Genomic DNA, 24196 nt, shown 5'->3' on the forward strand with positions numbered 1-24196 from the left:
CGGTAAAAAAGAAAACCATAACAGGTGACGACTAAATGCGAAAAATCAGAATGGGTATGGTCGGCGGCGGCCAGGGTGCCTTTATCGGGGCGATACACAGGATAGCCGCGCAAATGGACAATGAAATAGAATTGGTGTGCGGCGCCTTCAGCTCAGATGCCAGTCGCTCGCTTGAATCCGGCAAAGCCCTGTATCTGGACCCGGAGCGCTGCTACAGCAGTTACCAGCAAATGTTTACCCGGGAACAACAACAGCCCGCAGAAAAACGCATGGATATGGTGGTAATAGTGACGCCGAATCATTTGCATTTCCCCGTAGCCAAACTGGCGCTGGAGTCGGGCTTTCACGTGATGTCGGATAAACCCGCAACCTTGACCTTAAAAGAAGCGCTGGAACTCGAAGCCATCGTCAAGCAATCATCACTACTCTACGGCCTGAGCCATACTTACACCGGATATCCCATGGTGAAAGAAGCCAAAAGCCGGGTAGCTGCCGGGGCACTTGGCAAAATTAAAAAAGTGGTGGTGGAATATCCCCAGGGCTGGCTGGCATCTAAAGACGACGAACAAAGCAAGCAGGCAGCCTGGCGTTTAGATCCCGCCCGGTCGGGGATCAGTTGCTGCATGGGGGATATAGGCGTACACGCCGCCAACCTGGCAGAATATGTTACCGGCCTGGAAATCACGGCATTATGCGCCAGTTTAACCACCAATGTACCAGGCCGGAGTTTAGACGATGACGGCACAGTGCTGCTGCGTTTTAATCATGACGCCCACGGGGTATTGCTCGCCAGCCAGATATCTGTCGGCGAAGAAAACAACCTAAGGATCCGCGTTTATGGCGAACACGCCAGCCTGGACTGGTCGCAACTCGAACCTAACAGCTTATTGATGAAATTTCCCAACCGGGCAAGCCAGCTCATCCGCAGCGGGGTCGGTGAACTGGCCCCTGCAACAACGGCAATCCTGCGTACCCCGGCGGGTCATCCGGAAGGATATTTGGAAGCCTTCGCCAACCTTTATCGCGGATTTGCCAGCCAAGTCAGAGCCCGCCTGGCAGGTGATAACGACAATGCCCCGGCCCAAGAAAGTCACCTGGATGTGCCCGGGATCTATCAAGCCGTGCGCGGCATGGCCTTTATTGAAAATGTTGTCGCCGCCAGCCATTCGGATCTGAAATGGCACCCGTTTTCCTTATTACCTAATGAAGAACTAGCCACTCCCCCACAAGGAGACAAACATGCATAAAATCAAAGGACCGGCAATATTCCTGGCCCAATTCCTCAGCGATCAACCTCCTTTTAACAGCTTAGCCGGTATCTGCCGCTGGGCAGCCGAGTTAGGTTATCAGGGGATCCAGCTACCAACCTCAGACAGCAAAATATTTGACCTTGAGCGTGCAGCAAACAGCCAGGACTATTGCGATCAGATTTTACAAACCGTGCACGAGTTTGGCCTTAACATCACCGAACTCTCCAGCCATTTGCAGGGACAGTTAGTTGCAGTACATCCGGCTTATGACAAGATGTTTGACGGCTTCGCCCCACAAGCTTATCGAAACAATCCAAGCGCCAGAGCCGAATGGGCCACACAGCAATTAAAAGCTGCCGCCAAAGCCAGTGCCCGCTTGGGCCTGAAAACCCACGCTACTTTCTCCGGCGCCCTGCTTTGGCCGACCCTCTACCCCTGGCCGCAACGCCCGCCGGGGTTGGTTGAATTAGGCTTTACCGAACTGGCAAAACGCTGGTTGCCGATTTTAGATGCTTTTGACCAGGCCGGTGTTGATGTTTGTTACGAGCTACATCCGGGAGAAGATTTACATGACGGCGTCACCTTTGAACGCTTCCTGGCTGCCACCGGCCATCACCCCAGGGTCAATATCCTCTATGATCCCAGCCATTTCCTGTTGCAGCAACTCGATTACTTGGCCTTTATCGACATATACCACAGCCGCATCAAGGCCTTTCATGTAAAAGACGCTGAATTTAATGCCACGGGACGTGCCGGCGTTTATGGCGGCTATTTGCCCTGGCAGGAACGCCCAGGCCGCTTCCGCTCCCTCGGTGACGGCCAGATAGATTTCAAAGGCATTTTCAGCAAACTGACCCAATACGGCTTTGACGGCTGGGCGGTACTGGAATGGGAGTGCTGCATCAAACATCCGGAAGATGGCGCCCGTGAAGGGGCTAAATTTATCCGCGAGCATTTGATCAATCCGACGCAAACCGCCTTCGATGATTTTGCCGCGGTTGATAGCAACGAGCACTTCAATAAAAGCCTGCTTGGTTTATAACCCCCCTTTAAAACAACAAATAACAATAAAGGAGAGCCAGATGTCAGAAACGAGCACACAAACTTCAAGGCTATTTACCGCCAGCTGTATTGCCCTTATGGTCACTGCCATGACCTTTGCCATCCGCGCCGGCATTTTAACCCAGCTTGGCCAGGATTTCAGTTTGTCCGATGTAGAACTTGGCTGGGTCAATTCAATGGCCTTTTTAGGCTTCCCATTGGCCACCCTGATAGGCGGCGCAATTTACAATGCCATAGGCGCGAAAAAATTACTTATTGCCGCCTTTATCTGCCATTTGCTTGGCTTAGTCCTCACCATCAATGCCTCCGGGTTCTGGAGCCTGTTGATTTCAACCTTTTTTATCGGCTTTGCCAATGGCGCGGTGGAAGCGGGCTGTAATCCGCTGATCACAGCCCTTTACCCGGACAACAAAACCACCATGCTTAACCGCTTTCATGTCTGGTTTCCCGGCGGCATTGTCATCGGCGCCTTGATTTCCAAACTGATGACAGACATGGGACTGAGCTGGCAACTGCAAATTGCCGTTATGCTGCTGCCTGCCCTGATTTATGGCTTGTTGGTGCTCAAGCAGGAGTTTCCGCCCCTGGACCGGGCCACGACTTCCACCCTGGCTAATATCAAAGCACTGGCATCGCCCTTATTCCTGTTTATGCTCATTTGTATGACCCTAACCGCCACCACGGAATTAGGCACCCAGCAATGGATAGAAAGAATGCTCGGTGCTTCCGGTGCCTCCCCTATGTTGATCATGGCCTTGATCACCGGGTTAATGGCTTTTGGCCGCTACTTTGCCGGTCCCTTGATCCACAGGTTTAATCCCGCCGGGGTACTGCTGGCTTCGGCAATACTTGCCACCACTGGCATTTATGCCATGAGCCTGGCCAGTGGCTGGACGGTTTATCCCGCCGCGATATTATTTGCCCTGGGCGTCACTTACTTCTGGCCCACCATGTTAGGTTTTGTCGCCGAGAATAACCCGCAAACCGGGGCTATAGGTTTATCGGTGATCGGCGGCATGGGGATGTTTGCCGTCAGCATGTGGAATCCGGTGATCGGCAGCTGGATAGATGATGCCAGAAACCAGGCACTGGCTACTCAAGCTTCTGCAGCGCAAGCGGAACTCGTGGCAGGACAAACGGTATTATCAAACCTGACGCTGTTTCCCTTAACCCTGATTTTGGCCTTTAGCCTGTTATGCTGCTACCAGGCGTTTAAAAAGCCCCGCTCTTCTGCCGCTATCCCCGGCTAGAGATAAATATTACCAGACAAATAAAAGGGCGGAGCTAAGTGCTACGCCCTTCTTTTCTGCAAGTTAACCGACCTTCCCCATACAAACTCACTAATCCAGGCCATGTTCGCGTAATTTCATGGCAATTTTGTTGTGGGAAACATTCAATCGCTTCGCCAACTTACGCGTCGTGGGGTATAAAGGATACAGCTGGGTTAACAGCCCATGCTCAAACGCCGCCTGGGCGCTTTTCCAATCCCGGGTATCAGAATAATCTTTAACCGCTTGAGCTTGCTGATCAGAGGATTGCGCCAGCAGATCCGCCAGATCTTCCTGCCCTATCATGGCTTTGGTATTAAGAGCCACCAGGCGAAACAAAACATTTTGCAGCTGGCGGATATTACCCGGCCAGTGGTAATGCTGCAAAATCGCCATGGCCTGTTCACTGATATCCGGTACCTGCTGATTTACCTGGGCAGCAGCATTGGCAATAAAATGGCGTGTTAACAGGGCAATATCTTCTTTCCTGTCCCTCAGTGCCGGTAGCTCAAGACTAAGGACATTAAGGCGATAATAAAGATCTTCCCTAAACAGCTGCTTGGCAGATAAAGCCACCAGGTTTTGGTGACTGGCGCTGATAATGCGGACATTGGCGCTAAGCTCAGTAGTACCGCCGAGACGGCGATAGCGAAAGTCCTGTAAAAACCGTAATAATTTCGCCTGCAGGTAAATGGACATTTCCGCTATTTCATCGAGAAAAACGGTACCACCGCTCGCCAGTTCGAATAACCCCGGCTTACCGCCTTTTTGCGCACCGGTAAAAGCACCGCCGGCATAACCGAATAATTCGCTTTCCAGCAGGTGCTCGGGCAAAGCGGCACAGTTAATGGCAAGAAACGGCGCCTTTGCCCTGCTACTGGCATTATGGATGGCACGGGCTATCAGCTCCTTGCCGGTTCCGGTTTCACCGCTGATCAATACCGGCAACTCTAAATCGGCAAAACGTAAGGTTTGCTCGATCAAGAGTTTCATTTTCGCCGACTGGCCGATAACATTCTCTATCCCCTGGTCGTTTCGCGTTTGCATCAGGGAAATTTGCCGTCCCAGGGTATTCATACTGCGCAAAACTATCACGGCACCGGTTACCTTGGCTTCTGCTTCAGCGTCGGCTATGACCGGGCTAATGTCGGCAATATAAGGCGTTCCGGCAAAATTAATCTCTGTAGTAATGGCTTTATCGCTGGCCAAAGCCTTGTGATCCAGCTCTATGTAAGAGGTGATGTCCCGGCCTTCAAGTTTATCCGCCTTATTGCCGATCAGTTTCTTTGCCGCCTGATTTATCGCTAAAATAATTCCCTGCTCGTCAATATCGATAATGGGATCCGGAATACGGTTAAGCAGGGTTTGCAGATGGTTCTCCCTGCGCTCAGAGGGTAATAACTCAATTTCCCGGCACTGCAAAATGCCTTCAACCTTGTCCAGTGAAGAGCGGATTTTATCGAGAGAAACATCGTCCGGTTCAATATGTACATAGGTAAAACAGGTCGCGACTTCTATTGCCCTGAGGTTCCATAAATGCTGTGAAAAAACCGACAGGATTTCCTGACTGATACCAATACGATCCGCTGACTTTATTTCTAATCTCATCCGGGGATTTCCTTATTCTTCAATAACCAGCAACAAATGTAATATTAATAGTACAACGTAATAAATATATTACAAAGAAAACTTAGCTATTTTATACGGCTTGAGGGCGACTTTTATCGCTTGCTGACAATACAGCAAGCTATTTTGTAATATTTTTAGTACAAAATTAACTAACCATTGTCAATAAAACAGACAACCAATTGATTTTAATCAAGTTTAACCAGATGGCCATTAACTTGCATTAGCAGGGTAGTTATTTCTCTGCACAAAAACAAAAATCAAGATCAGTGCACAACTTCAGGAAGTTTTCATGACCACAAGTAAACATGTTGAGACCCAGGCCATTCATTCAGGACGCATTAATGATGAGCAGTTCGGCTCACTGGCAACACCTTTATACCAGACCTCCACTTTTATCTTTGATGATGCTAAACAAGGCGCTGACCGCTTTGCCGGCGAAGCCGAAGGTTATATTTACAGCCGTTTAGGTAACCCTACCACCAGACAATTAGAAATGCGGGTGGCTGCAATGGAAGGCATGGAAGATGCCGCCGCCACGGCAACCGGTATGGGTGCGGTATCCGGCGCCCTGCTGGCCAATTTACAATGCGGCGATCATATCATTTCTTCCAAGGCCGTTTATGGTTGCTCCTATGCCTTGATGAGCCATATGCTGACCAAGTTTGGTATCGAGGTTACCTTTGTCGATATGACTGAGCCAGAGAACATCGAAAACGCCATTCAGGAAAATACCAAGGTTATCTTCCTGGAAACACCGATCAACCCGAATATGGTGGTATTGGACTTAGCCGCCATTGCCGCTATCGCCAAAAAGCACGATATTATTTCCATTGCCGACAATACCTTCTTAACCCCGGTACTGCAGCAACCGGGTCAGTTCGGCATTGATATTGTGGTTCACAGTGCCACTAAATACCTCAATGGCCACGGCGATGTTGTTGCCGGTATCATCTGCGGCAGCAGTGAGATGATCATGAACATCAAGATGACGGCATTAAAAGACATAGGGGCTACCATCAGCCCGCATGATGCCTGGTTAATCTTACGTGGTTTAAAAACCTTGCCGATCCGTATCGAGCGCCATTGCGAGAATGCCCAGAAAGTTGCCGAGTTTTTGGAAGGTCATGAACATATTGCCCAGGTATACTACCCGGGCCTGAAGAGTCATCCCGGCAATAAGTTTATCGGTTCGCAAATGAAAGCTGCCGGTGGCGTGATTGCCTTTGAGATCAAAAGTGACCTTAAAGGCGGAGAAGCTTTTATTAACCGCATGAAGCTGTTTTCTATCGCGGTAAGCTTAGGAGATGCCGAATCGCTGATCCAGCATCCAGCGTCTATGACCCATTCTCCTTACACCCAGGAAGAAAGGTTGGAAGCGGGAATCAGCGATACCCTGATCCGCATCTCGGTTGGTTTGGAGCACAGCGACGATTTAATCGCCGACCTGGAACAATCTTTAGCCCAAATCAACAACCAGGATAACCATCAGGACGTTGCTTAGACCTTAAGGCAGTTACACTAAGTTAGCCAAGCAAGATACTGGCTAACTTAGGCAGTAAATTGGCTTTTAGGGCTTCCCGCTCTTCACTGCTATACGGGGCCGCAGCATGCTGGCCCCAAACAGGCTTAGGCCAGCTGATATCCGTTTTAAAGCGAACCACATGATGAAGATGTAGTTGCCCAACCACATTGCCCAGGGCGGCGACATTCATTTTATCTCCGCCAAACTCCTGTACTAAAAACTCACTTAACAAACTGGACTCATTAAGCAGCTGCTGTTGATCTTCCCACTCCAGCTGGAATATCTCGGTAATCCCCTCGACTCTCGGCACCAGGATAAACCAGGGATAATTACTGTCATTGGCTAACAGTAGCTTACATAAAGGAAAGTCCATCAACTCAACACTGTCATTGGCCAGCTGAGGATCCAGGGTAAAAGTATCTGACATTATGCATTCCTTATCTGTTTATGGCTGCTAACACTTCACTATTGGCTATTCATTATGAGCTTTTAGTGATATTAAACTAGCGCTTATTTTTACGGCCTCGGCCACGCGCTGCTTTTTTAGCTTCCCGTGCGGCAATTTTTTCTTCTTGTAATTGAGCGAAATGCACCTGCTCTTTTTCGATCATTTCCGGGGTTTCAAAGGTCAAGCCACCTAAGGTTTTATCCCGGATCTCATTAATCAATATAGTTGAGGCTTTATGAAAATCGACATGACCGCCGCTTCTGACACAACCACGGCGTTTGCCCAACGCTTCGATCAGTTCAACTTCCTGCTCAGGCAACTCATCCAGCTTATAACGCTCAGTAAGACGCTCAGGATAAGCCTGTAGCAGATATTCGGCAGCAAAGCAGGCGATATCATCATGTTCAAAAGCCGTGTCTTTAACGGCTCCTGAGACCGCCAGGCGATAACCGCTGTTTTCATTGACAATTTTTGGCCACAACATGCCCGGAGTGTCTAACAGGTAAAGCCCGTCTTCAAGGCGGATGCGCTGCTGCCCTTTAGTGACTGCCGGCTCATTACCAACCTTCGCTTTGGCTTTGCCGACAAGGGTATTGATCAGGGTGGATTTCCCGACATTGGGTATACCCATGATCACGGCATTGATTTGTTTGCCCGCTTCATCCTTATTGGGTACTAGCTTGCGTATTATCCCGGGTATGGTTTTCGCTATTGCCGGATTATCTGTGGTCAAGGCGATCGCTTTTACATTATGCAGGGATTCCAGATAAGTCAGCCACAAGGCGGTTAACTTAGGATCTGCCAGATCGCTTTTATTGAGGATTTTAATCAGCGGCTTATCGCCACGGATCTCAGTGATCATCGGATTTTCACTGCTAAAAGGCAGCCGGGCATCACAAACTTCAATCACCACATCAATCGTCGGTAGAATTTCTTTTATTTCTTTTTGGGCCTTGTGCATATGCCCGGGAAACCAGTTAATTGCCATGAAGTTACTTTATTGAAAAGAATAAGGGGGATTTTAACAATTTAACCGCAAAGATGCAGGATTAAATGTTATTTCTGATGCAGAGCAAACAAGTGCTAAGCAATTACGCTAATGACACTACAACAACTGCTGCACCGATTATCAGGTGCAGCAGCCGGGCTTACCTATGATGAGTTAACAACCAGGCAAAGCCTTACTCGGTATTATCACCAATTGCCCCTTGTTAATGGTCACGGTAACCTTCTCCCCGATAACGAACCCAGCTTGCTTAAACCACTTTCCCCGCAGGACAAGACAAGGTTCAAGGTTAACCGGCACATAGTTAATACCAATGCCCCTTGGCCTTACCGGCGTTTCACAGGTGGTTTCCAGTACGGTGAGTTGACGTGAGGTGGGATATTTTCCTTTTGCCGAGCTAAGCTCTGGCGTATGATAATATTCAGCCATGACGGACTCCTATAAGTTCGTTTTGGTTAGCGACCCCTTAGTGCTGAGTACACTTAGGGGTTGCGACTTGTGCTACAACTGATGTTACTCTGCTTGCTGTAGGCACTATTAATCAAAGGCTAATTTACTGGTTAAAGCAACAGTGAATTGGCCTTTTTTTCTGAGGTTTTTGGGAATATGGACAACACTCTTTACACCCGAAGATATCGCCTTGCCGTTAACATATCTTTGTTCATTTAGCGCGGTTGCAGTAGCAGAACCGCTATCAACTTTGGCATACATTAATGGTGTAGGAATAAGCCCAGATAGATGTAGAAGAGTTAAGCAATACAGAAAAGAGAATGGCGCATTGCCTTTATAAAAATTTTCTCGTAAACAGCAAAAAGCCCGACTCTTTCTAATCGGGCTTCTCTAAATAGAAGTCTAGCAATGTCCTACTCTCACATGGGACCTCCCACACTACCATCGGCGCTACTGCGTTTCACTTCTGAGTTCGGCATGGGATCAGGTGGTACCACAGTGCTATTGTCGCTAGACAAAAACAGTCAATCTTGGAAAACGATATATATCTACTTATTCAATCTATGTGTACGTGACGTTTGTTTTTAATGTCAGTCTTCATACAATCTTAAAACCACTTGGGTGTTGTATGGTTAAGCCTCACGGGTCATTAGTACAAGTTAGCTCAATGCCTCGCAGCACTTCCACACCTTGCCTATCAACGTTGTAGTCTCCAACGGCCCTTCAGGGGACTTAAAGTCCCAGTGAGAACTCATCTTAAAGCCTGCTTCCCGCTTAGATGCTTTCAGCGGTTATCAGTTCCGAACGTAGCTACCGGGCAATGCCATTGGCATGACAACCCGAACACCAGAGGTTCGTCCACTCCGGTCCTCTCGTACTAGGAGCAGCCCTCTTCAATTCTCAAACGCCCACGGCAGATAGGGACCGAACTGTCTCACGACGTTCTAAACCCAGCTCGCGTACCACTTTAAATGGCGAACAGCCATACCCTTGGGACCGACTTCAGCCCCAGGATGTGATGAGCCGACATCGAGGTGCCAAACACCGCCGTCGATATGAACTCTTGGGCGGTATCAGCCTGTTATCCCCGGAGTACCTTTTATCCGTTGAGCGATGGCCCTTCCATACAGAACCACCGGATCACTATGACCTACTTTCGTACCTGCTCGACGTGTCTGTCTCGCAGTTAAGCTGGCTTATGCCATTGCACTAACCGTATGATGTCCGACCATACTTAGCCAACCTTCGTGCTCCTCCGTTACTCTTTGGGAGGAGACCGCCCCAGTCAAACTACCCACCAGACAGTGTCCCCAAGCCCGATTAGGGCCCCAGGTTAGAACATCACGCATACAAGGGTGGTATTTCAAGGTTGGCTCCACCAACACTGGCGTGCTGGCTTCAAAGCCTCCCACCTATCCTACACATGTAGGAGCAATGTTCACTGTCAAGCTATAGTAAAGGTTCACGGGGTCTTTCCGTCTAGCCGCGGGTATACGGCATCTTAACCGCAATTTCAATTTCACTGAGTCTCGGGTGGAGACAGTGTGGCCATGATTACGCCATTCGTGCAGGTCGGAACTTACCCGACAAGGAATTTCGCTACCTTAGGACCGTTATAGTTACGGCCGCCGTTTACCGGGGCTTCGATCATGAGCTTCGCAGAGCTAACCCAATCAATTAACCTTCCGGCACCGGGCAGGCGTCACACCGTATACGTCATCTTTCGATTTTGCACAGTGCTGTGTTTTTAATAAACAGTTCCAGCCACCTGGTTACTTCGACCGACTTCAGCTTAGGGAGCAAGTCCCATCACCATAGTCGGCGTACCTTCTCCCGAAGTTACGGTACTATTTTGCCTAGTTCCTTCACCCGAGTTCTCTCAAGCGCCTTAGTATTCTCTACCTAACCACCTGTGTCGGTTTGGGGTACGGTTCCTTATAATCTGATGCTTAGAAGCTTTTCCTGGAAGTATGGCATCAATGACTTCAGCTCCGTAGAGCCTCGTCTCGTATCTCAGTCTTAGAATCCCGGATTTGCCTAAGATTCCAACCTACATACTTTCACATGGACAACCAACGCCATGCTCACCTAGCCTGCTCCGTCCCTCCTTCGCAATTATAAGAAGTACAGAAATATTAATCTGTTTCCCATCGACTACGCGTTTCCGCCTCGCCTTAGGGGCCGACTTACCCTGCCCTGATTAACATGGGACAGGAAACCTTGGTCTTTCGGCGTGGGGGTTTTTCACCCCCATTATCGTTACTCATGTCAGCATTCGCACTTCTGATACCTCCAGCATGCCTTACAACACACCTTCAACGGCTTACAGAACGCTCCCCTACCACTCAAACAAAGTTTGAATCCGCAGCTTCGGTGACTAGTTTAGCCCCGTTACATCTTCCGCGCAGACCGACTCGACTAGTGAGCTATTACGCTTTCTTTAAAGGATGGCTGCTTCTAAGCCAACCTCCTAGCTGTCTATGCCTTTCCACATCGTTTCCCACTTAACTAGTACTTTGGGACCTTAGCTGGCGGTCTGGGTTGTTTCCCTCTCCACAATGGACGTTAGCACCCATAGTGTGTCTCCCGGATAGTACTCACTGGTATTCGGAGTTTGCAAAGGGTTGGTAAGTCGGGATGACCCCCTAGCCTTAACAGTGCTCTACCCCCAGTGGTATTCGTCCGAGGCTCTACCTAAATAGATTTCGGGGAGAACCAGCTATCTCCCGGCTTGATTAGCCTTTCACTCCGACCCACAAGTCATCACCGCATTTTTCAACATACGTGTGTTCGGTCCTCCAGTTGATGTTACTCAACCTTCAACCTGCCCATGGGTAGATCGCCGGGTTTCGGGTCTATACCCTGCAACTGAACGCGCAGTTAACACTCGCTTTCGCTACGGCTCCCCTAATCGGTTAACCTTGCTACAGAATATAAGTCGCTGACCCATTATACAAAAGGTACGCAGGCACCGGACTAAATCCGGCTTCCACTGCTTGTACGTATGCGGTTTCAGGTTCTATTTCACTCCCCTCACAGGGGTTCTTTTCGCCTTTCCCTCACGGTACTGGTTCACTATCGGTCAGTTAGGAGTATTTAGCCTTGGAGGATGGTCCCCCCATATTCAGTCAACATTTCACGTGTGCCGACCTACTCGATTTCATGATAAGTTTATTTTCGTGTACGGGGCTATCACCCTGTATCGCCAAGCTTTCCAGCTTGTTCCACTAATGTACAAATCACTTAAGGGCTAATTCCCGTTCGCTCGCCGCTACTAAGGAAATCTCGGTTGATTTCTTTTCCTCGGGGTACTTAGATGTTTCAGTTCTCCCGGTTCGCCTCATTAAGCTATGAATTCACTTAATGATACCCGCCTGATGACGGGTGGGTTTCCCCATTCGGACATCGAAGGCTGTAACGGTTTTTATCACCTTACCTTCGCTTTTCGCAGATTAACACGTCCTTCATCGCCTCTAACTGCCAAGGCATCCACCACATACGCTTAGTCACTTAACCATACAACCCCAAGTAGTTTCCTATTTGAAAACCCGGTGACTAAACCGGATTAAGTTGTAAAGCCTGACATTTTCACGCACTCATAGAGTGTCTTGAATAAGAGTTGATAGCTTTCGCTATCGTGATACATGATAAGGAAGATCATGTATCAGGTTCGATATTTACGATATTCGTGTACGGCGCGCGACACGCTTTCCACTCATAAATACCGGGTATATATATCAGCTTTCCAGATTGTTAAAGAACAGTACATAACGCTCATTCGGTTATGACTTGGTTAAAAAAACCAAACTTAATTTGTTCAATGAACACCTTAAGTTTGGTCTCTTTAAATTTGAAGAAGTGGTGGAGCTAAGCAGGATCGAACTGCTGACCTCCTGCGTGCAAGGCAGGCGCTCTCCCAGCTGAGCTATAGCCCCTTATCAGGGTACATACCGCTTATTAAATATTGGTAGGTCTGGGCAGACTTGAACTGCCGACCTCACCCTTATCAGGGGTGCGCTCTAACCAGCTGAGCTACAGACCTATCGTATAGAGTCCGAAGCAGGTATGTTTGGACTTCTTCAATTTGTTATCAAGCAATTTGTGTGAACACTCAACGAGAAGTTGTTTTACTTCAAGATAAGGAGGTGATCCAACCCCAGGTTCCCCTAGGGTTACCTTGTTACGACTTCACCCCAGTCATAAATCACAAAGTGGTGACCGTCCTCCCGAAGGTTAAACTAGCCACTTCTTTTGCAACCTACTCCCATGGTGTGACGGGCGGTGTGTACAAGGCCCGGGAACGTATTCACCGTGGCATTCTGATCCACGATTACTAGCGATTCCGACTTCATGGAGTCGAGTTGCAGACTCCAATCCGGACTACGACAAGCTTTGTGGGATTCGCTCCACCTCGCGGTATTGCTGCCCTCTGTACTTGCCATTGTAGCACGTGTGTAGCCCATCCCGTAAGGGCCATGATGACTTGACGTCGTCCCCACCTTCCTCCGGTTTATCACCGGCAGTCTCCTTAAAGTTCCCGCCCGAAGCACTGGCAAATAAGGATAGGGGTTGCGCTCGTTGCGGGACTTAACCCAACATTTCACAACACGAGCTGACGACAGCCATGCAGCACCTGTCACAGAGTTCCCGAAGGCACTAAACCATCTCTGGTAAATTCTCTGGATGTCAAGGGATGGTAAGGTTCTTCGCGTTGCATCGAATTAAACCACATGCTCCACCGCTTGTGCGGGCCCCCGTCAATTCATTTGAGTTTTAACCTTGCGGCCGTACTCCCCAGGCGGTCAACTTATCGCGTTAGCTGCGCCACCCACATCTCAAGGATACAGACGGCTAGTTGACATCGTTTACGGCGTGGACTACCAGGGTATCTAATCCTGTTTGCTCCCCACGCTTTCGTGCCTCAGCGTCAGTTTTTGTCCAGGTGGCCGCCTTCGCCACTGATGTTCCTTCCAATCTCTACGCATTTCACCGCTACACTGGAAATTCCACCACCCTCTACAAAACTCTAGCCTGCCAGTTCAAAATGCAGTTCCCAGGTTGAGCCCGGGGCTTTCACATCTTGCTTAACAAACCGCCTACGCACGCTTTACGCCCAGTAATTCCGATTAACGCTCGCACCCTCCGTATTACCGCGGCTGCTGGCACGGAGTTAGCCGGTGCTTCTTCTGTTGCTAACGTCACAGGATGCAGTTATTAACTACACCCCTTTCCTCACAACTGAAAGTGCTTTACAACCCGAAGGCCTTCTTCACACACGCGGCATGGCTGCATCAGGCTTTCGCCCATTGTGCAATATTCCCCACTGCTGCCTCCCGTAGGAGTCTGGGCCGTGTCTCAGTCCCAGTGTGGCTGATCATCCTCTCAAACCAGCTAGAGATCGTCGCCTTGGTAAGCCATTACCTTACCAACTAGCTAATCTCACTTGGGCTAATCAAATGGCACGAGGCCCGAAGGTCCCCCGCTTTGGTCCGTAGACATTATGCGGTATTAGCAGTCGTTTCCAACTGTTGTCCCCCACCATAAGGCATATTCCCAAGCATTACTCACCCGTCCGCCGCTCGACGCCGAAGTACAAGTACTTCTCGTTTCCGCTCGACTTGCATGTGTTAAGCCTGCCGCCAGCGTTCAATCTGAGCCATGATCAAACTCTTCAATTAAAAATCGTTTGTGAAGCTTTCGCTTCGACTCAATGAATTCTGTCAAATAAATATTACTTACTTAAAAAGTAAGTCGTACTTGTGCGTCATTCATCATTAAGTTTATTTTTGCTCTTGCTTCGAAAAGCGAAGAACTATGTAAAATCAACATTAACGTGAGTGCCCACACAAATTGCATGATAACTAATTTTTAAAGAGCTCCTCTTCAAAAGAAGAGGAAACGATTAATCGCATTCGTTAACCGTTGTTGCTTCAGGCCTTGCCCTTAGCGAGATGCGCATGATACGCCCCTCAGTTTTGATGTCAACCTTTTTCGTTAAAAATCTTAAAAACATTTTCAACCGTTAACTGTTTATCTTTTTACTTGGAAGTAAGAGTAAACCTACCAAAACTCTTCGTTGGGTTGCCCCGTGGAAGTGGATGCGCATTGTAGAGATTTTAATGGCGGGGTCAACACTTTTTTAACGCAAAAATTCTAAGCGTTCAAAAACCAAACACAAGGAGGGCTGATTTTCTTTTGCTAGCTTCAATGACCTTTAATAGTAATGGATATACTTACCCTTAACTTCCTATAAGGTTACGGCACAATTGACTTATTAACTTTCATATATTTCAAAGGGCCCCTCTGCCTTTGTCAGATATTTTTACACATCAGCAACTAAAATGACAAATCACATCAACACAAACAATCAATAAAAACATAAAAACACAGAAGAATATTTCACAAATCAGAGTTTAAACAAATAAAACACGGAAAAAACCCCAAGCACAACACCCACCGTTCATTTTAAGACCAATTTTGAGCGTCAGAATATCTTACAGCTTTTTTACATTGATTTTACATAGAGAATAAGTAGGCTATAAAGGCTGCTTGTTATTGTCAGAACGGATTACATCTTTAACGGGCATTAATATTGCTAAGCAGAGCTTTCGTAATTCTTTTGCATGAATTTGTATTTCATAAAGTTTGAGATTGAACAATGACAATCTCACCATAAAAACACACAGATAATGCATCAGGAATTCTCAAAATGTATTACGAATAATAACAATAATTGGAGAGAAAAATGCAATTTAAGAAATCCATTCTAGGGAGTCTGATCACCGTCGCACTCTCGGCATCAGTTTCATCTGTGGTGAGCGCGCAGGAAATCAATGTTGATACGTCAAGGTTAACCGAGGCCGGAAGCCCGGTTCAAAATACTCAAAGCCAGGGCGCAAGCTATATCGTACAGTTAAAGGCCCAGCCGGCAATTGCCCAGTCCCAGGAAATAGGTGAATTACTGCCAAGTAATCAGCTGGTTTCAACCGCTGGTAATCAATATAATGCAATGACCCCTGCCATGCAGGCTTACACCAGAACCTTGGAAGCCAAACAGGCGGAAGTTGCCGGTTCAATTGGCAATATAGAGATCATTCACTCTTTCAAGCACACCTTTAATGGTTTTACAGCAAAGCTTACTCCTGCGCAAAAAGCGCAGTTAGAAGCACACCCTGACATCCTGAATGTATGGGAAGACAAGCTTGAAACAGTAACAACTGCTAATACCCCACAATTCTTGGGATTAACAGAAGCAGGCGGTCAACATGCCCAGAATATTAAAGGTGAAGATGTTATTATCGGTGTATTAGATACCGGTATCTGGCCTGAGCACCCCAGCTTTGCCGATGACGGCTCTTATTCCGATCCAGCCTCTATCGGTTGGCAAGGTATCTGTGATCAGGGTGATGACCCCGACTTTGCCTGTTCAAACAAACTTATCGGTGCCCGCTATTATAATGATTCCTTTAAGGCCAGGTATGAGATCCAAACTGATTTAGGTGAGTTTTTATCTCCCCGTGATGCCGACGGTCACGGTAGCCACACCGCTAGTACCGCCGCCGGTAATGAAGGTGTCGCAGCCAGCGTGAGTGGCTTTGATGCAGGCGCTGTTTCCGGTATCGCTCCCAGAGCCCGTATTGCCGTATATAAAACCTGCTGGAACAGTGACTATGTCAGTCCGGAAGGCGACAATGAGCGCGGTTGTTTCTATGGTGACAACATGGCGGCAATTGACCAAGCGGTTGTTGATGGTGTTGATGTCATTAACTTTTCCATTGGCGGCAGCCGGACTGATTTAACGACTCCTCCAGCTGCGGCTATGTTACGTGCTGCCCAGGCGGGTGTTTTTGTATCCGTTTCTGCGGGTAACGATGGCGATAACAATACCGCTGAAACTGTCGGTACACCGGCCCCTTGGGTAACCAGTGTTGGTGCCTCTACCTATTCAGGCACAGTACCGACAAATGCCATAAAAATCACTTCTCGTGCTCCTGAAGAATTACTGGTTGCAATTGAAGGCGCAATCACTAAGCCTTTCCAGGATAGCGGTATGGTTAACGGCCAGGTTGTAGTTGCCGAGCCTTTATTAGGTTGTTTTGAAAACGACACAGCTGCCGCACTTGATAATGCAGAAGATATTTCCGGTAACATTGCCTTAATTAGCCGTGGTGAGTGTGCCTTTACCGAAAAAGTAGAAAGAGCCCAGTTAGCCGGTGCTACCGCCGTTATCATTTACAGCGATGATCGTGCGCCTACAGCTTTAGGCGGCGACAAGAATTATGATATCCCGGGTGTGATGATCAGCAAGACCGACGGTGTTGCCCTTAACGGTGCCATAACCGGCGGTGAAGTTGTTGAGATCACTATGGGATTAGGTATTTCCACCACAGTAGAGCAAACTGGCAATACCATGGCTGATTTCTCTTCGCAGGGACCAAACAGCGCCAGCTACGATATTATCAAGCCGGACATTACAGCTCCGGGCTACCATATTCTGGCCGCCACCACAGCAGCACCTATGTTTGAGCCTCACGGCAACTCATTTAAATACTTAAATGGTACTTCTATGTCCAGCCCACATATTGCGGGTATGGCGGCATTATTCAAGCAGACAAACAGCAGCTGGTCTCCCGCCCAAATCAAATCTGCATTAATGACTACTGCACGTCAGGATGTTACCAAATCAGACGGTAGTACACCTGCCGACCCATTTGATTTTGGTGCCGGTCACGCACAACCGGTTCAAGCCATGGAGCCAGGTTTATTATTTGATGCCAACTTCAATGATTACCTTGCCTTTTTATGTGGCTTAGGCGAACAGGATTACGTAGCCGGTAATGGTACCGACTGTGACACCTTAACAGCCGCCGGTTTCTCAACAGATGCCAGCCAGCTGAATTTGCCATCTATCGGCATTGCAGAGCTGGATGAGGCTGAAACGATTTTCAGGACTGTAACAAATGCAGCCGGTTTAGCTGATGTTTATACGGCAACGGTTGAAGCGCCTGCCGGTATAGATGTAGTTGTTAAAACCTATGACAGCGAAGGAAATGTAACCCCGACCCCTATTTTGTCAATTGCTGCTGATGGTACAGCTAACTTCTCGTTAACCTTCAGCAAAAACGACAATGCAAATATCAATAATTGGGAGTTTGGCGCTATCACCTGGTCAAGCACTGCGACGGGACACAGTGTACGCCTTCCTATTGCGATAAAAGCATCACCTACGGCTAAAATTGAAGTACCTGAGCTGATTTCCGGCGACATGACCAATGGTCGTTACAGCTACCCGGTTAAAATGCTATATACCGGCTCAACCTCTATTGAGTATGCAGGCCTTACCGCACCAATCGGTTCAGCAAATACTGTATCTCAAGATGCCGACGGTACCTTCTCATTTAATGAAGCAGGTTTAGGCACACATATCTACCTGGTACCTGAAGGAACCAGGATGGTGCGTTTTAACTTGAGTGAAAGCCTGATTGCAGCGGAAAATGCTGACTTAGATCTTTATGTATACCGTTGTAGCGAGTGGCTCTGTAGCCCGGTAGCGCAATCGACTACTGAAGGCAGCTCTAACGAAAACGTACTGTTAACCAACCCTACGCCGGCAAATGATGGTGATATCGGTAATGTTTATCTTGTTTGGGTACACGCTCGCACATTGGATGTTGCCGAAACCAACTACACTATGCCGGTTTGGATGGCAAGTTCAGCCGACAGCTCAACTCGCGTGGTTTCAAGCACCCGGGCAATGGCTGGTCGCTTTAACTATACCAGTATCCTAACGCGTGGTTTAACGCCGGGTATGATCTATATGGGCACAGTGACTTACTTTAATGATGAAGGTGTCGAAGAAGGCACAACCGTTCTTGAATTAAGCAACTAATCCTGCTGACAAAGCGCTAATTAAGCGCATATACTGCTGAACACAAATCAGCAGTAGCTTAAACAAACTCCAAGGCTTCTAACAAATGTTAGAAGCCTTTTTTATAGCAATTCATACATGAGCGAGCTTAAGACGCCCCTCCCTGCCTGCAAGTAATATACAAAGCCAGCAACAGACGAACTCAATGCCTGTTTCTTCACTACTTTCCCCTATGCCCTCACCCAGGCAAGATAAATTAAATTCACGCTTATGTGCCGGTTTATTTCCTCTGGCAAAGAAGAATCCTTAATAGAGTTAATCGGCTCGTAGGTGCTGCTAAGGAATTAGCCCGGCACAACAGCAGCCAGATGAACACTTAGAAAAGTCACGCTTGAAGTTCGCATGTGTAATAGCGAGCGTTATTGACGATCGGTAACAGGTGATGAAAGTTGAAGAAACAAAGGGAGGAATGCACCTGTGCTCATAAACCCAGATGATGCGGCCCACCAGGAAGGTTTAGCGGCAATAAAAAAGCCCTGCTAAAAGCAGGGCCTCTTCTCAATAAACGACCGTTACAAGCTCTTACGTCTTACCATAAGGCCGGCAACCGCCATTAATAATAAAAAGGCTGTTTCAGGCTCTGGAACACTAACCTCAGCATCACCTAATTTGATTTCACCAAACAGGGCTAAACCGTTTGAAGTAAAAGCATCAAAAAAACTAAATTGTGCACTGACAATACCATTAAAAGCATAAGTGCCCAAATTACTTTCGCTCAGGTCAAAAGATAAGAATTGCAAACCTGCGCTAAAATCAGCTAAATCAATTTCAGCTTCGAATAAACCGCCGCCAGACTCAGCAACAGTCAATAGGTCAAACCCTAAAAGAGTAAAGTCGTACCATTCTGAAATATAACCGAACTTATCGGCTTCAGCAGTAACAACAGTAATTTCGCCGATACTTGACCAAGTCCCCTGATCATCGAACAAAATATCTTGAGTAATTAGCGCAGCGTTCGCTGAAGATAGCGCGGCAACACTTAATGAAACGGAAAGCAATACTTTTAAAAATAACTTATTGAACATATTAAACCTTATTTATAATTATTATCTATGTAGTGATTAACTGGACGTTAATTAAGCAAAAATCAGACCAAAAACAAAAGAACCTTATAATCAATGAGTTAAGCTGGAACATGTAAAGAATTAACGATGAGTTAACCTGTATGTCAAGTTGTGTAAAATAATCCGACACCAGGTATTCTCTTTTCCCTTCAAAGTTTACCAAGATAAAAAAGAGTAAACAAAAAGCAAAAGAGACATAGTCTCAAGCAGCATAAATACTTAATCTGCAAAATCTGTAAGAACAAAAATAGTGAGCGGGTTAACGAAAAACAGAAAAGAAAAGACGGGAGCTAAATTGTACGGATTGAAGAAATTTACCGATTAACCGCAGGTCTTGTAGCCAACGGTTAATCAGCTTCATAAATATTTAACCGTTAATTTTTAAAATCTTCATCATGATCATCACCCACGACATGCTCAAGTTTAAGCTTTTTCACACTGCGAATGGTCGTGACCGGTCCGGAGGCCGCATAAAGTACAAATATCATTAATAATAACTCTGCCGGACTTGAAGCAACCACGACAAAAATTAGCACTATCAGTAATACCACCACAAAGGGGACCTTGCCCTTCCAATCCACTTCTTTGAAACTGTTATACCTGAAATTACTCACCATTAATAACCCGGTAATAATGGTGATTGCCCCCATAATAATGCCGTAGTCCTGGCCCTGAAGCTGGTACTCGGTACCGGCCCAAACTACACTCGCAATCACACCGGCCGCCGCGGGACTCGCCAACCCCTGGAAATAACGCTTATCGGCAACCCCTACCTGAGTATTAAAACGGGCCAAGCGAAGTGCAGCACAGGCAACAAAAATAAATGCGGCCAGCCAGCCAAATTTCCCCATGCCCGAAAGCGCCCAGTTATACGCAACTAACCCCGGAGCGATACCGAAAGAGACCATATCCGCCATACTGTCGTATTCGGCGCCAAATTCACTCTGGGTATTGGTCATTCGGGCAACCCGCCCATCCAGCCCGTCAAAAATCATAGCAATAAAAATGGCAACGGCAGCACTGGCAAAATGCCCGTTCATGGAAGAAACTACGGCATAAAACCCGGAAAAGAGGCCGGCGGTGGTGAGCAAATTAGGTAATAAATAAATGCCCCGGGTAGGTGTGCTATCGCTTGCTTGCTTATCTGTCATGAAAGTTATCGTAAGTTAAGAAATAATAAAAAAGCTAATTTATCATAACTTATCCAGCAAAAAACAGATAAATTGATAGCGGAAAAACGATTTAAAGGTAAGAAAATTTGTAAACTTAACGGCCTGTTGTTATAAGTTTAAGGAGGATATTCACTTTTTGCCCGAAGCAGGCGCTCACAGAAGAGTTTGATGGAGAAATAATCATGCGAACGCTATGCTTAATTTTCTTATTGCTGATAATTTCCATTAAGGCTTTGGCAACCAGTGTTAAAATTTACCGCTGGGTAGATGAAAATAATATCGTCCACTTCAGTCAGCATCAGCCTCCCCACGATAATTATACCGAACTGACCATGACCGAAACTTTTGTCCCCAAAAATAACGATGCAGGCAAATTACAAATAGCAAACAAACACCAGGTGCAAGATATTTCTGCCGATTTTCAGGAAAAATGCGCCATCGCCCAGGCGAATATCGAAACCCTGACCAAGCATGATAAAGTCCAGTTTACCGATAAAGATGGCCAAACCAAGGTACTTAACCAGGAAGAGAAAGCCATTCAACTGGCCAACAGTGAAAAGCAGGCAGAAGTTTATTGCCGCCAGCAATAAACTTCTGCCTTATTAGCCCTTGTTATAAAAAGCCTGCTTTATCAGCTTTCAAACTGCTGACAAAAAATATTATGAAAAGCGTAGTTCTCCCTCAACAACATCAAGCTTGATCACCGCACCTTTTTGGAATTCCCCGCCAAGTATTTTTTGTGCCAGCGGGTTTTCAATATATTGCTGAATCGCTCTTTTTAACGGACGAGCACCATAAACAGGATCAAATCCTGCCGCGGCAATAACAGACAAGGCTTCATCAGAAAGCCTTAACTGTAGTTCCCGCTCAGCCAGCCGCTCAGATAAAGCTTTAACATGAATGGTCGCAATTTGTTTTATCTGCTGTGAACTCAGGCTATGAAAAACCACGGACTCATCAATACGGTTAATAAACTCCGGCTTAAATTGTTGACCGACATCTGCCATCACATTGGCTTTCATTTGCTGATAATCGCTTTCAGCAGTAAAACTCTGGATATGATCCGAGCCGATATTAGAGGTCATGATCACTACGGTATTTTTAAAATCGACCGTACGACCCTGACCGTCGGTTAAGCGGCCGTCATCTAAAACCTGGAGTAAAATATTAAAGACATCATGATGGGCCTTCTCCACTTCATCCAATAAGATCACCGAATAAGGCTTACGTCTGACCGCTTCGGTTAAATAACCGCCTTCTTCGTAACCGACATAACCGGGAGGAGCTCCCACCAAACGGGCGACGGAATGTTTTTCCATAAATTCAGACATGTCGATACGCACCAGGGCGTCTTCGCTATCAAACAAAAAGGTCGCCAGCGCTTTGGTAAGCTCGGTTTTCCCCACCCCGGTAGGGCCAAGGAACAAAAATGAACCTATCGGCTGGTTAGGATCCGCCAGCCCGGCCCGCGAGCGGCGAATGGCATTGGCAACGGAAACCACGGCTTCTTCCTGGCCGATCACCTGACGGTGCAATTCCTGCTCCATTTTCAACAGTTTTTCCCGCTCTTCTTCGAGCATTTTAGCCACGGGAATGCCGGTAGCCCGGCTTAAGACATCGGCAATTTCCACTTCCGTTACTTTATTGCGCAGCAAAGTCATTTCCTGCATTTCCGCCTGACTGGCCAGGTCCAGCTGCTTTTCCAATTCAGGCAAACGCCCGTATTGCAACTCAGACATCCGGTTCAGATCTCCGGCCCTTCTTGCTGCTTCAAGCTCTATTCTGGCATGTTCCAGATCGGCTTTGATCGCCTGGGTGCCGTGCAGCGCGGCTTTTTCAGTATTCCAGATTTCATCCAGCTCATCATAGCTTTTCTGGCAAGCCATCAGATCCGCCGACAGCAGTTCCCGGCGCTTTATCGTCGCTTCATCCGATTCTTTTTCCAGCGCTTTTTGCTCCAGCTTCAGCTGAATGATACGCCGCTCCAGCCGGTCTAAGTCTTCCGGTTTGGAGTCTATCTGCAAACGGATGCTCGATGCCGCTTCATCAATTAAATCTATCGCTTTATCCGGCAACTGACGATCACTGATATAACGGTGGGATAAACTGGCCGCCGCGACGATTGCCGGATCTGTGATATCTACCGAATGATGCAATTCATAACGCTCTTTAAGGCCACGTAATATCGCGATGGTATCTTCGACACTGGGCTCATCAATCAGGACTTTTTGAAAACGCCGCTCTAATGCCGCATCTTTTTCAATATATTGGCGATATTCATCTAAGGTAGTGGCACCGACACAATGAAGATCTCCCCGGGCCAGAGCAGGTTTTAACATATTGCCTGCATCCAGGGCGCCATCGGTTTTGCCTGCGCCGACCATGGTATGGAGCTCATCAATAAATAAGATCACCTGACCTTCTTCCTGCGCCAATTCGTTGAGCACAGCTTTTAACCTTTCTTCGAACTCTCCCCGGTACTTGGCTCCAGCCACCAGGGCTCCCATATCCAGTGCCAGCACCCGTTTGTCTTTAAGTCCTTCCGGCACTTCATGATCCACTATCCGTTGTGCCAGCCCTTCGGCAATCGCGGTTTTCCCCACCCCCGGATGGCCGATAAGTACAGGGTTGTTTTTGGTACGCCGCTGCAATACCTGAATGGTACGGCGAATTTCATCATCACGGCCAATAACCGGATCAAGTTTGCCTTCTTCTGCTCGCAGGGTTAAATCTATGGTAAATTTCGACAAGGCCTGGCGGACATCTTCGGCATTTTGATCTTCAACTTTCTGCCCTCCCCGGATATGCTCTATCGCAGATTTTACCCTTTCTTCGGTCGCACCGAGAGATTTTAGTATTTGTCCCAGTGCTCCTCTATCTTCCAGTGAAGCCAGGATAAAAATTTCTGATGAAATAAATTTATCACCCAGCTTTTGCGCATACTTATCGCACAAATTCAAAAGATTACCTAAAGAAGATGATAACTGGACTTCACCGCCAACCCCCTGCACCTGGGCCAATGAAGCTAATGCTGCCTCCACTTGAGAGCGTAATGAATAAATATCAATACCGGCACTCTTACACAAAGGGATCACGGTATTGCCATTTTGATTAAGCAGGGCCATCATCACATGGACAGGCTCAATAAACTGGTGATCTTTTCCCAGCGCCAGTGATTGCGCATCAGAAATAGTCACTTGAAAAGATTGGGTAAAGCGATCTAAACGCATAAAATCATCTCCTGAGATCATGTTTTATCAAGCCATTGACGGAATAACACACGTCAAACGCTGCCGGCGATAATTTGAACTTATTTTATTAATAAGGTTGAACAACAAACTTTTCAATGCCGCTTACGCAGCATTTTGATCTAAAACAAAAAGTTATTGCTATCGGT

Annotated in this window: 13 protein-coding genes, 2 tRNA genes and 3 rRNA genes; 6 read left to right on the forward strand and 12 right to left on the reverse strand. The window is 47.3% G+C overall.

The window, feature by feature from the left end:
- The first annotated feature begins 35 nt into the window (after window positions 1-35).
- The 3 genes from SG35_RS22085 to SG35_RS22095 are packed head-to-tail and all read left to right on the forward strand — an operon-like array spanning window position 36 to window position 3562.
- Entirely contained in the window at window positions 36-1247 is a 1212-nt protein-coding gene (locus tag SG35_RS22085; protein WP_044832957.1) for a Gfo/Idh/MocA family protein, read from the forward strand.
- A complete protein-coding gene (locus SG35_RS22090; protein ID WP_044832956.1) occupies window positions 1240-2292 on the forward strand; it encodes a sugar phosphate isomerase/epimerase family protein in 1053 nt (350 codons plus the stop codon). The genes SG35_RS22085 and SG35_RS22090 overlap by 8 nt, the downstream gene beginning before the upstream one ends.
- 40 nt (window positions 2293-2332) lie before the next feature.
- Complete coding sequence (locus SG35_RS22095) at window positions 2333-3562, forward strand: MFS transporter (RefSeq protein ID WP_044832955.1); 1230 nt, start codon at window positions 2333-2335, stop codon at window positions 3560-3562.
- 90 nt (window positions 3563-3652) lie between these two features.
- Here the strand turns inward: SG35_RS22095 and SG35_RS22100 are convergent, their stop codons facing one another.
- Window positions 3653-5188 (reverse strand): sigma 54-interacting transcriptional regulator, encoded by a 1536-nt coding sequence (locus SG35_RS22100; protein ID WP_044832954.1) that lies wholly within the window; start codon window positions 5186-5188, stop codon window positions 3653-3655.
- Window positions 5189-5498: 310 nt separating this feature from the next.
- Here SG35_RS22100 and megL point away from each other — a divergent pair, with 310 nt between their 5' ends.
- Window positions 5499-6710, forward strand: a complete 1212-nt coding sequence (gene megL, locus SG35_RS22105) for a methionine gamma-lyase (protein ID WP_044832953.1) — start codon at window positions 5499-5501, stop codon at window positions 6708-6710.
- A 22-nt stretch (window positions 6711-6732) separates the two neighbouring features.
- Here the strand turns inward: megL and SG35_RS22110 are convergent, their stop codons facing one another.
- From SG35_RS22110 to SG35_RS22145, 8 genes are all read right to left on the reverse strand, one after another.
- A complete protein-coding gene (locus tag SG35_RS22110) occupies window positions 6733-7158 on the reverse strand; it encodes an HIT domain-containing protein (RefSeq protein ID WP_044832952.1) in 426 nt (141 codons plus the stop codon).
- Window positions 7159-7234: 76 nt separating this feature from the next.
- Window positions 7235-8167 carry a ribosome biogenesis GTPase YlqF gene (ylqF, locus tag SG35_RS22115; protein ID WP_044832951.1) on the reverse strand — a complete coding sequence of 311 codons (933 nt, stop codon included), beginning with the start codon at window positions 8165-8167 and terminating at the stop codon, window positions 7235-7237.
- A gap of 174 nt (window positions 8168-8341) precedes the next feature.
- On the reverse strand, window positions 8342-8614 hold the full coding sequence (locus SG35_RS22120; protein WP_044832950.1) for a SymE family type I addiction module toxin: 273 nt from the start codon (window positions 8612-8614) through the stop codon (window positions 8342-8344).
- Between the two features lie 421 nt (window positions 8615-9035).
- Window positions 9036-9150, reverse strand: a 5S ribosomal RNA gene (gene rrf, locus SG35_RS22125).
- Between the two features lie 113 nt (window positions 9151-9263).
- Window positions 9264-12151, reverse strand: a 23S ribosomal RNA gene (locus SG35_RS22130).
- 343 nt (window positions 12152-12494) lie between these two features.
- Window positions 12495-12570, reverse strand: a tRNA-Ala gene (locus SG35_RS22135).
- Between the two features lie 30 nt (window positions 12571-12600).
- Window positions 12601-12677: transfer RNA gene (locus SG35_RS22140), tRNA-Ile, on the reverse strand.
- A 96-nt stretch (window positions 12678-12773) separates the two neighbouring features.
- Window positions 12774-14313, reverse strand: a 16S ribosomal RNA gene (locus SG35_RS22145).
- The 16S, 23S and 5S rRNA genes sit together here with 2 tRNA genes alongside, the layout of an rRNA operon.
- Before the next feature lie 1067 nt (window positions 14314-15380).
- Here SG35_RS22145 and SG35_RS22150 point away from each other — a divergent pair.
- On the forward strand, window positions 15381-18524 hold the full coding sequence (locus tag SG35_RS22150; protein WP_044830322.1) for a S8 family serine peptidase: 3144 nt from the start codon (window positions 15381-15383) through the stop codon (window positions 18522-18524).
- A gap of 551 nt (window positions 18525-19075) precedes the next feature.
- Here the strand turns inward: SG35_RS22150 and SG35_RS22155 are convergent.
- Both SG35_RS22155 and pssA read right to left on the reverse strand, forming a co-directional pair.
- On the reverse strand, window positions 19076-19588 hold the full coding sequence (locus tag SG35_RS22155) for a PEP-CTERM sorting domain-containing protein (RefSeq protein ID WP_044830323.1): 513 nt from the start codon (window positions 19586-19588) through the stop codon (window positions 19076-19078).
- 413 nt (window positions 19589-20001) lie between these two features.
- Window positions 20002-20778, reverse strand: a complete 777-nt coding sequence (gene pssA / locus SG35_RS22160; RefSeq protein ID WP_044830324.1) for a CDP-diacylglycerol--serine O-phosphatidyltransferase — start codon at window positions 20776-20778, stop codon at window positions 20002-20004.
- A gap of 203 nt (window positions 20779-20981) precedes the next feature.
- Here pssA and SG35_RS22165 point away from each other — a divergent pair, with 203 nt between their 5' ends.
- Window positions 20982-21389, forward strand: coding sequence for a DUF4124 domain-containing protein (locus tag SG35_RS22165; protein WP_044830325.1), 408 nt, complete (start codon window positions 20982-20984; stop codon window positions 21387-21389).
- Window positions 21390-21458: 69 nt separating this feature from the next.
- On the opposite strand, the gene clpB is transcribed toward SG35_RS22165, so the two are convergent.
- Window positions 21459-24029, reverse strand: a complete 2571-nt coding sequence (clpB, locus tag SG35_RS22170; protein ID WP_044830326.1) for an ATP-dependent chaperone ClpB — start codon at window positions 24027-24029, stop codon at window positions 21459-21461.
- Between the last annotated feature and the right edge of the window lie 167 nt (window positions 24030-24196).

Origin of the sequence: Thalassomonas actiniarum, assembly GCF_000948975.2 — a bacterium.
GTDB lineage: Bacteria > Pseudomonadota > Gammaproteobacteria > Enterobacterales > Alteromonadaceae > Thalassomonas > Thalassomonas actiniarum.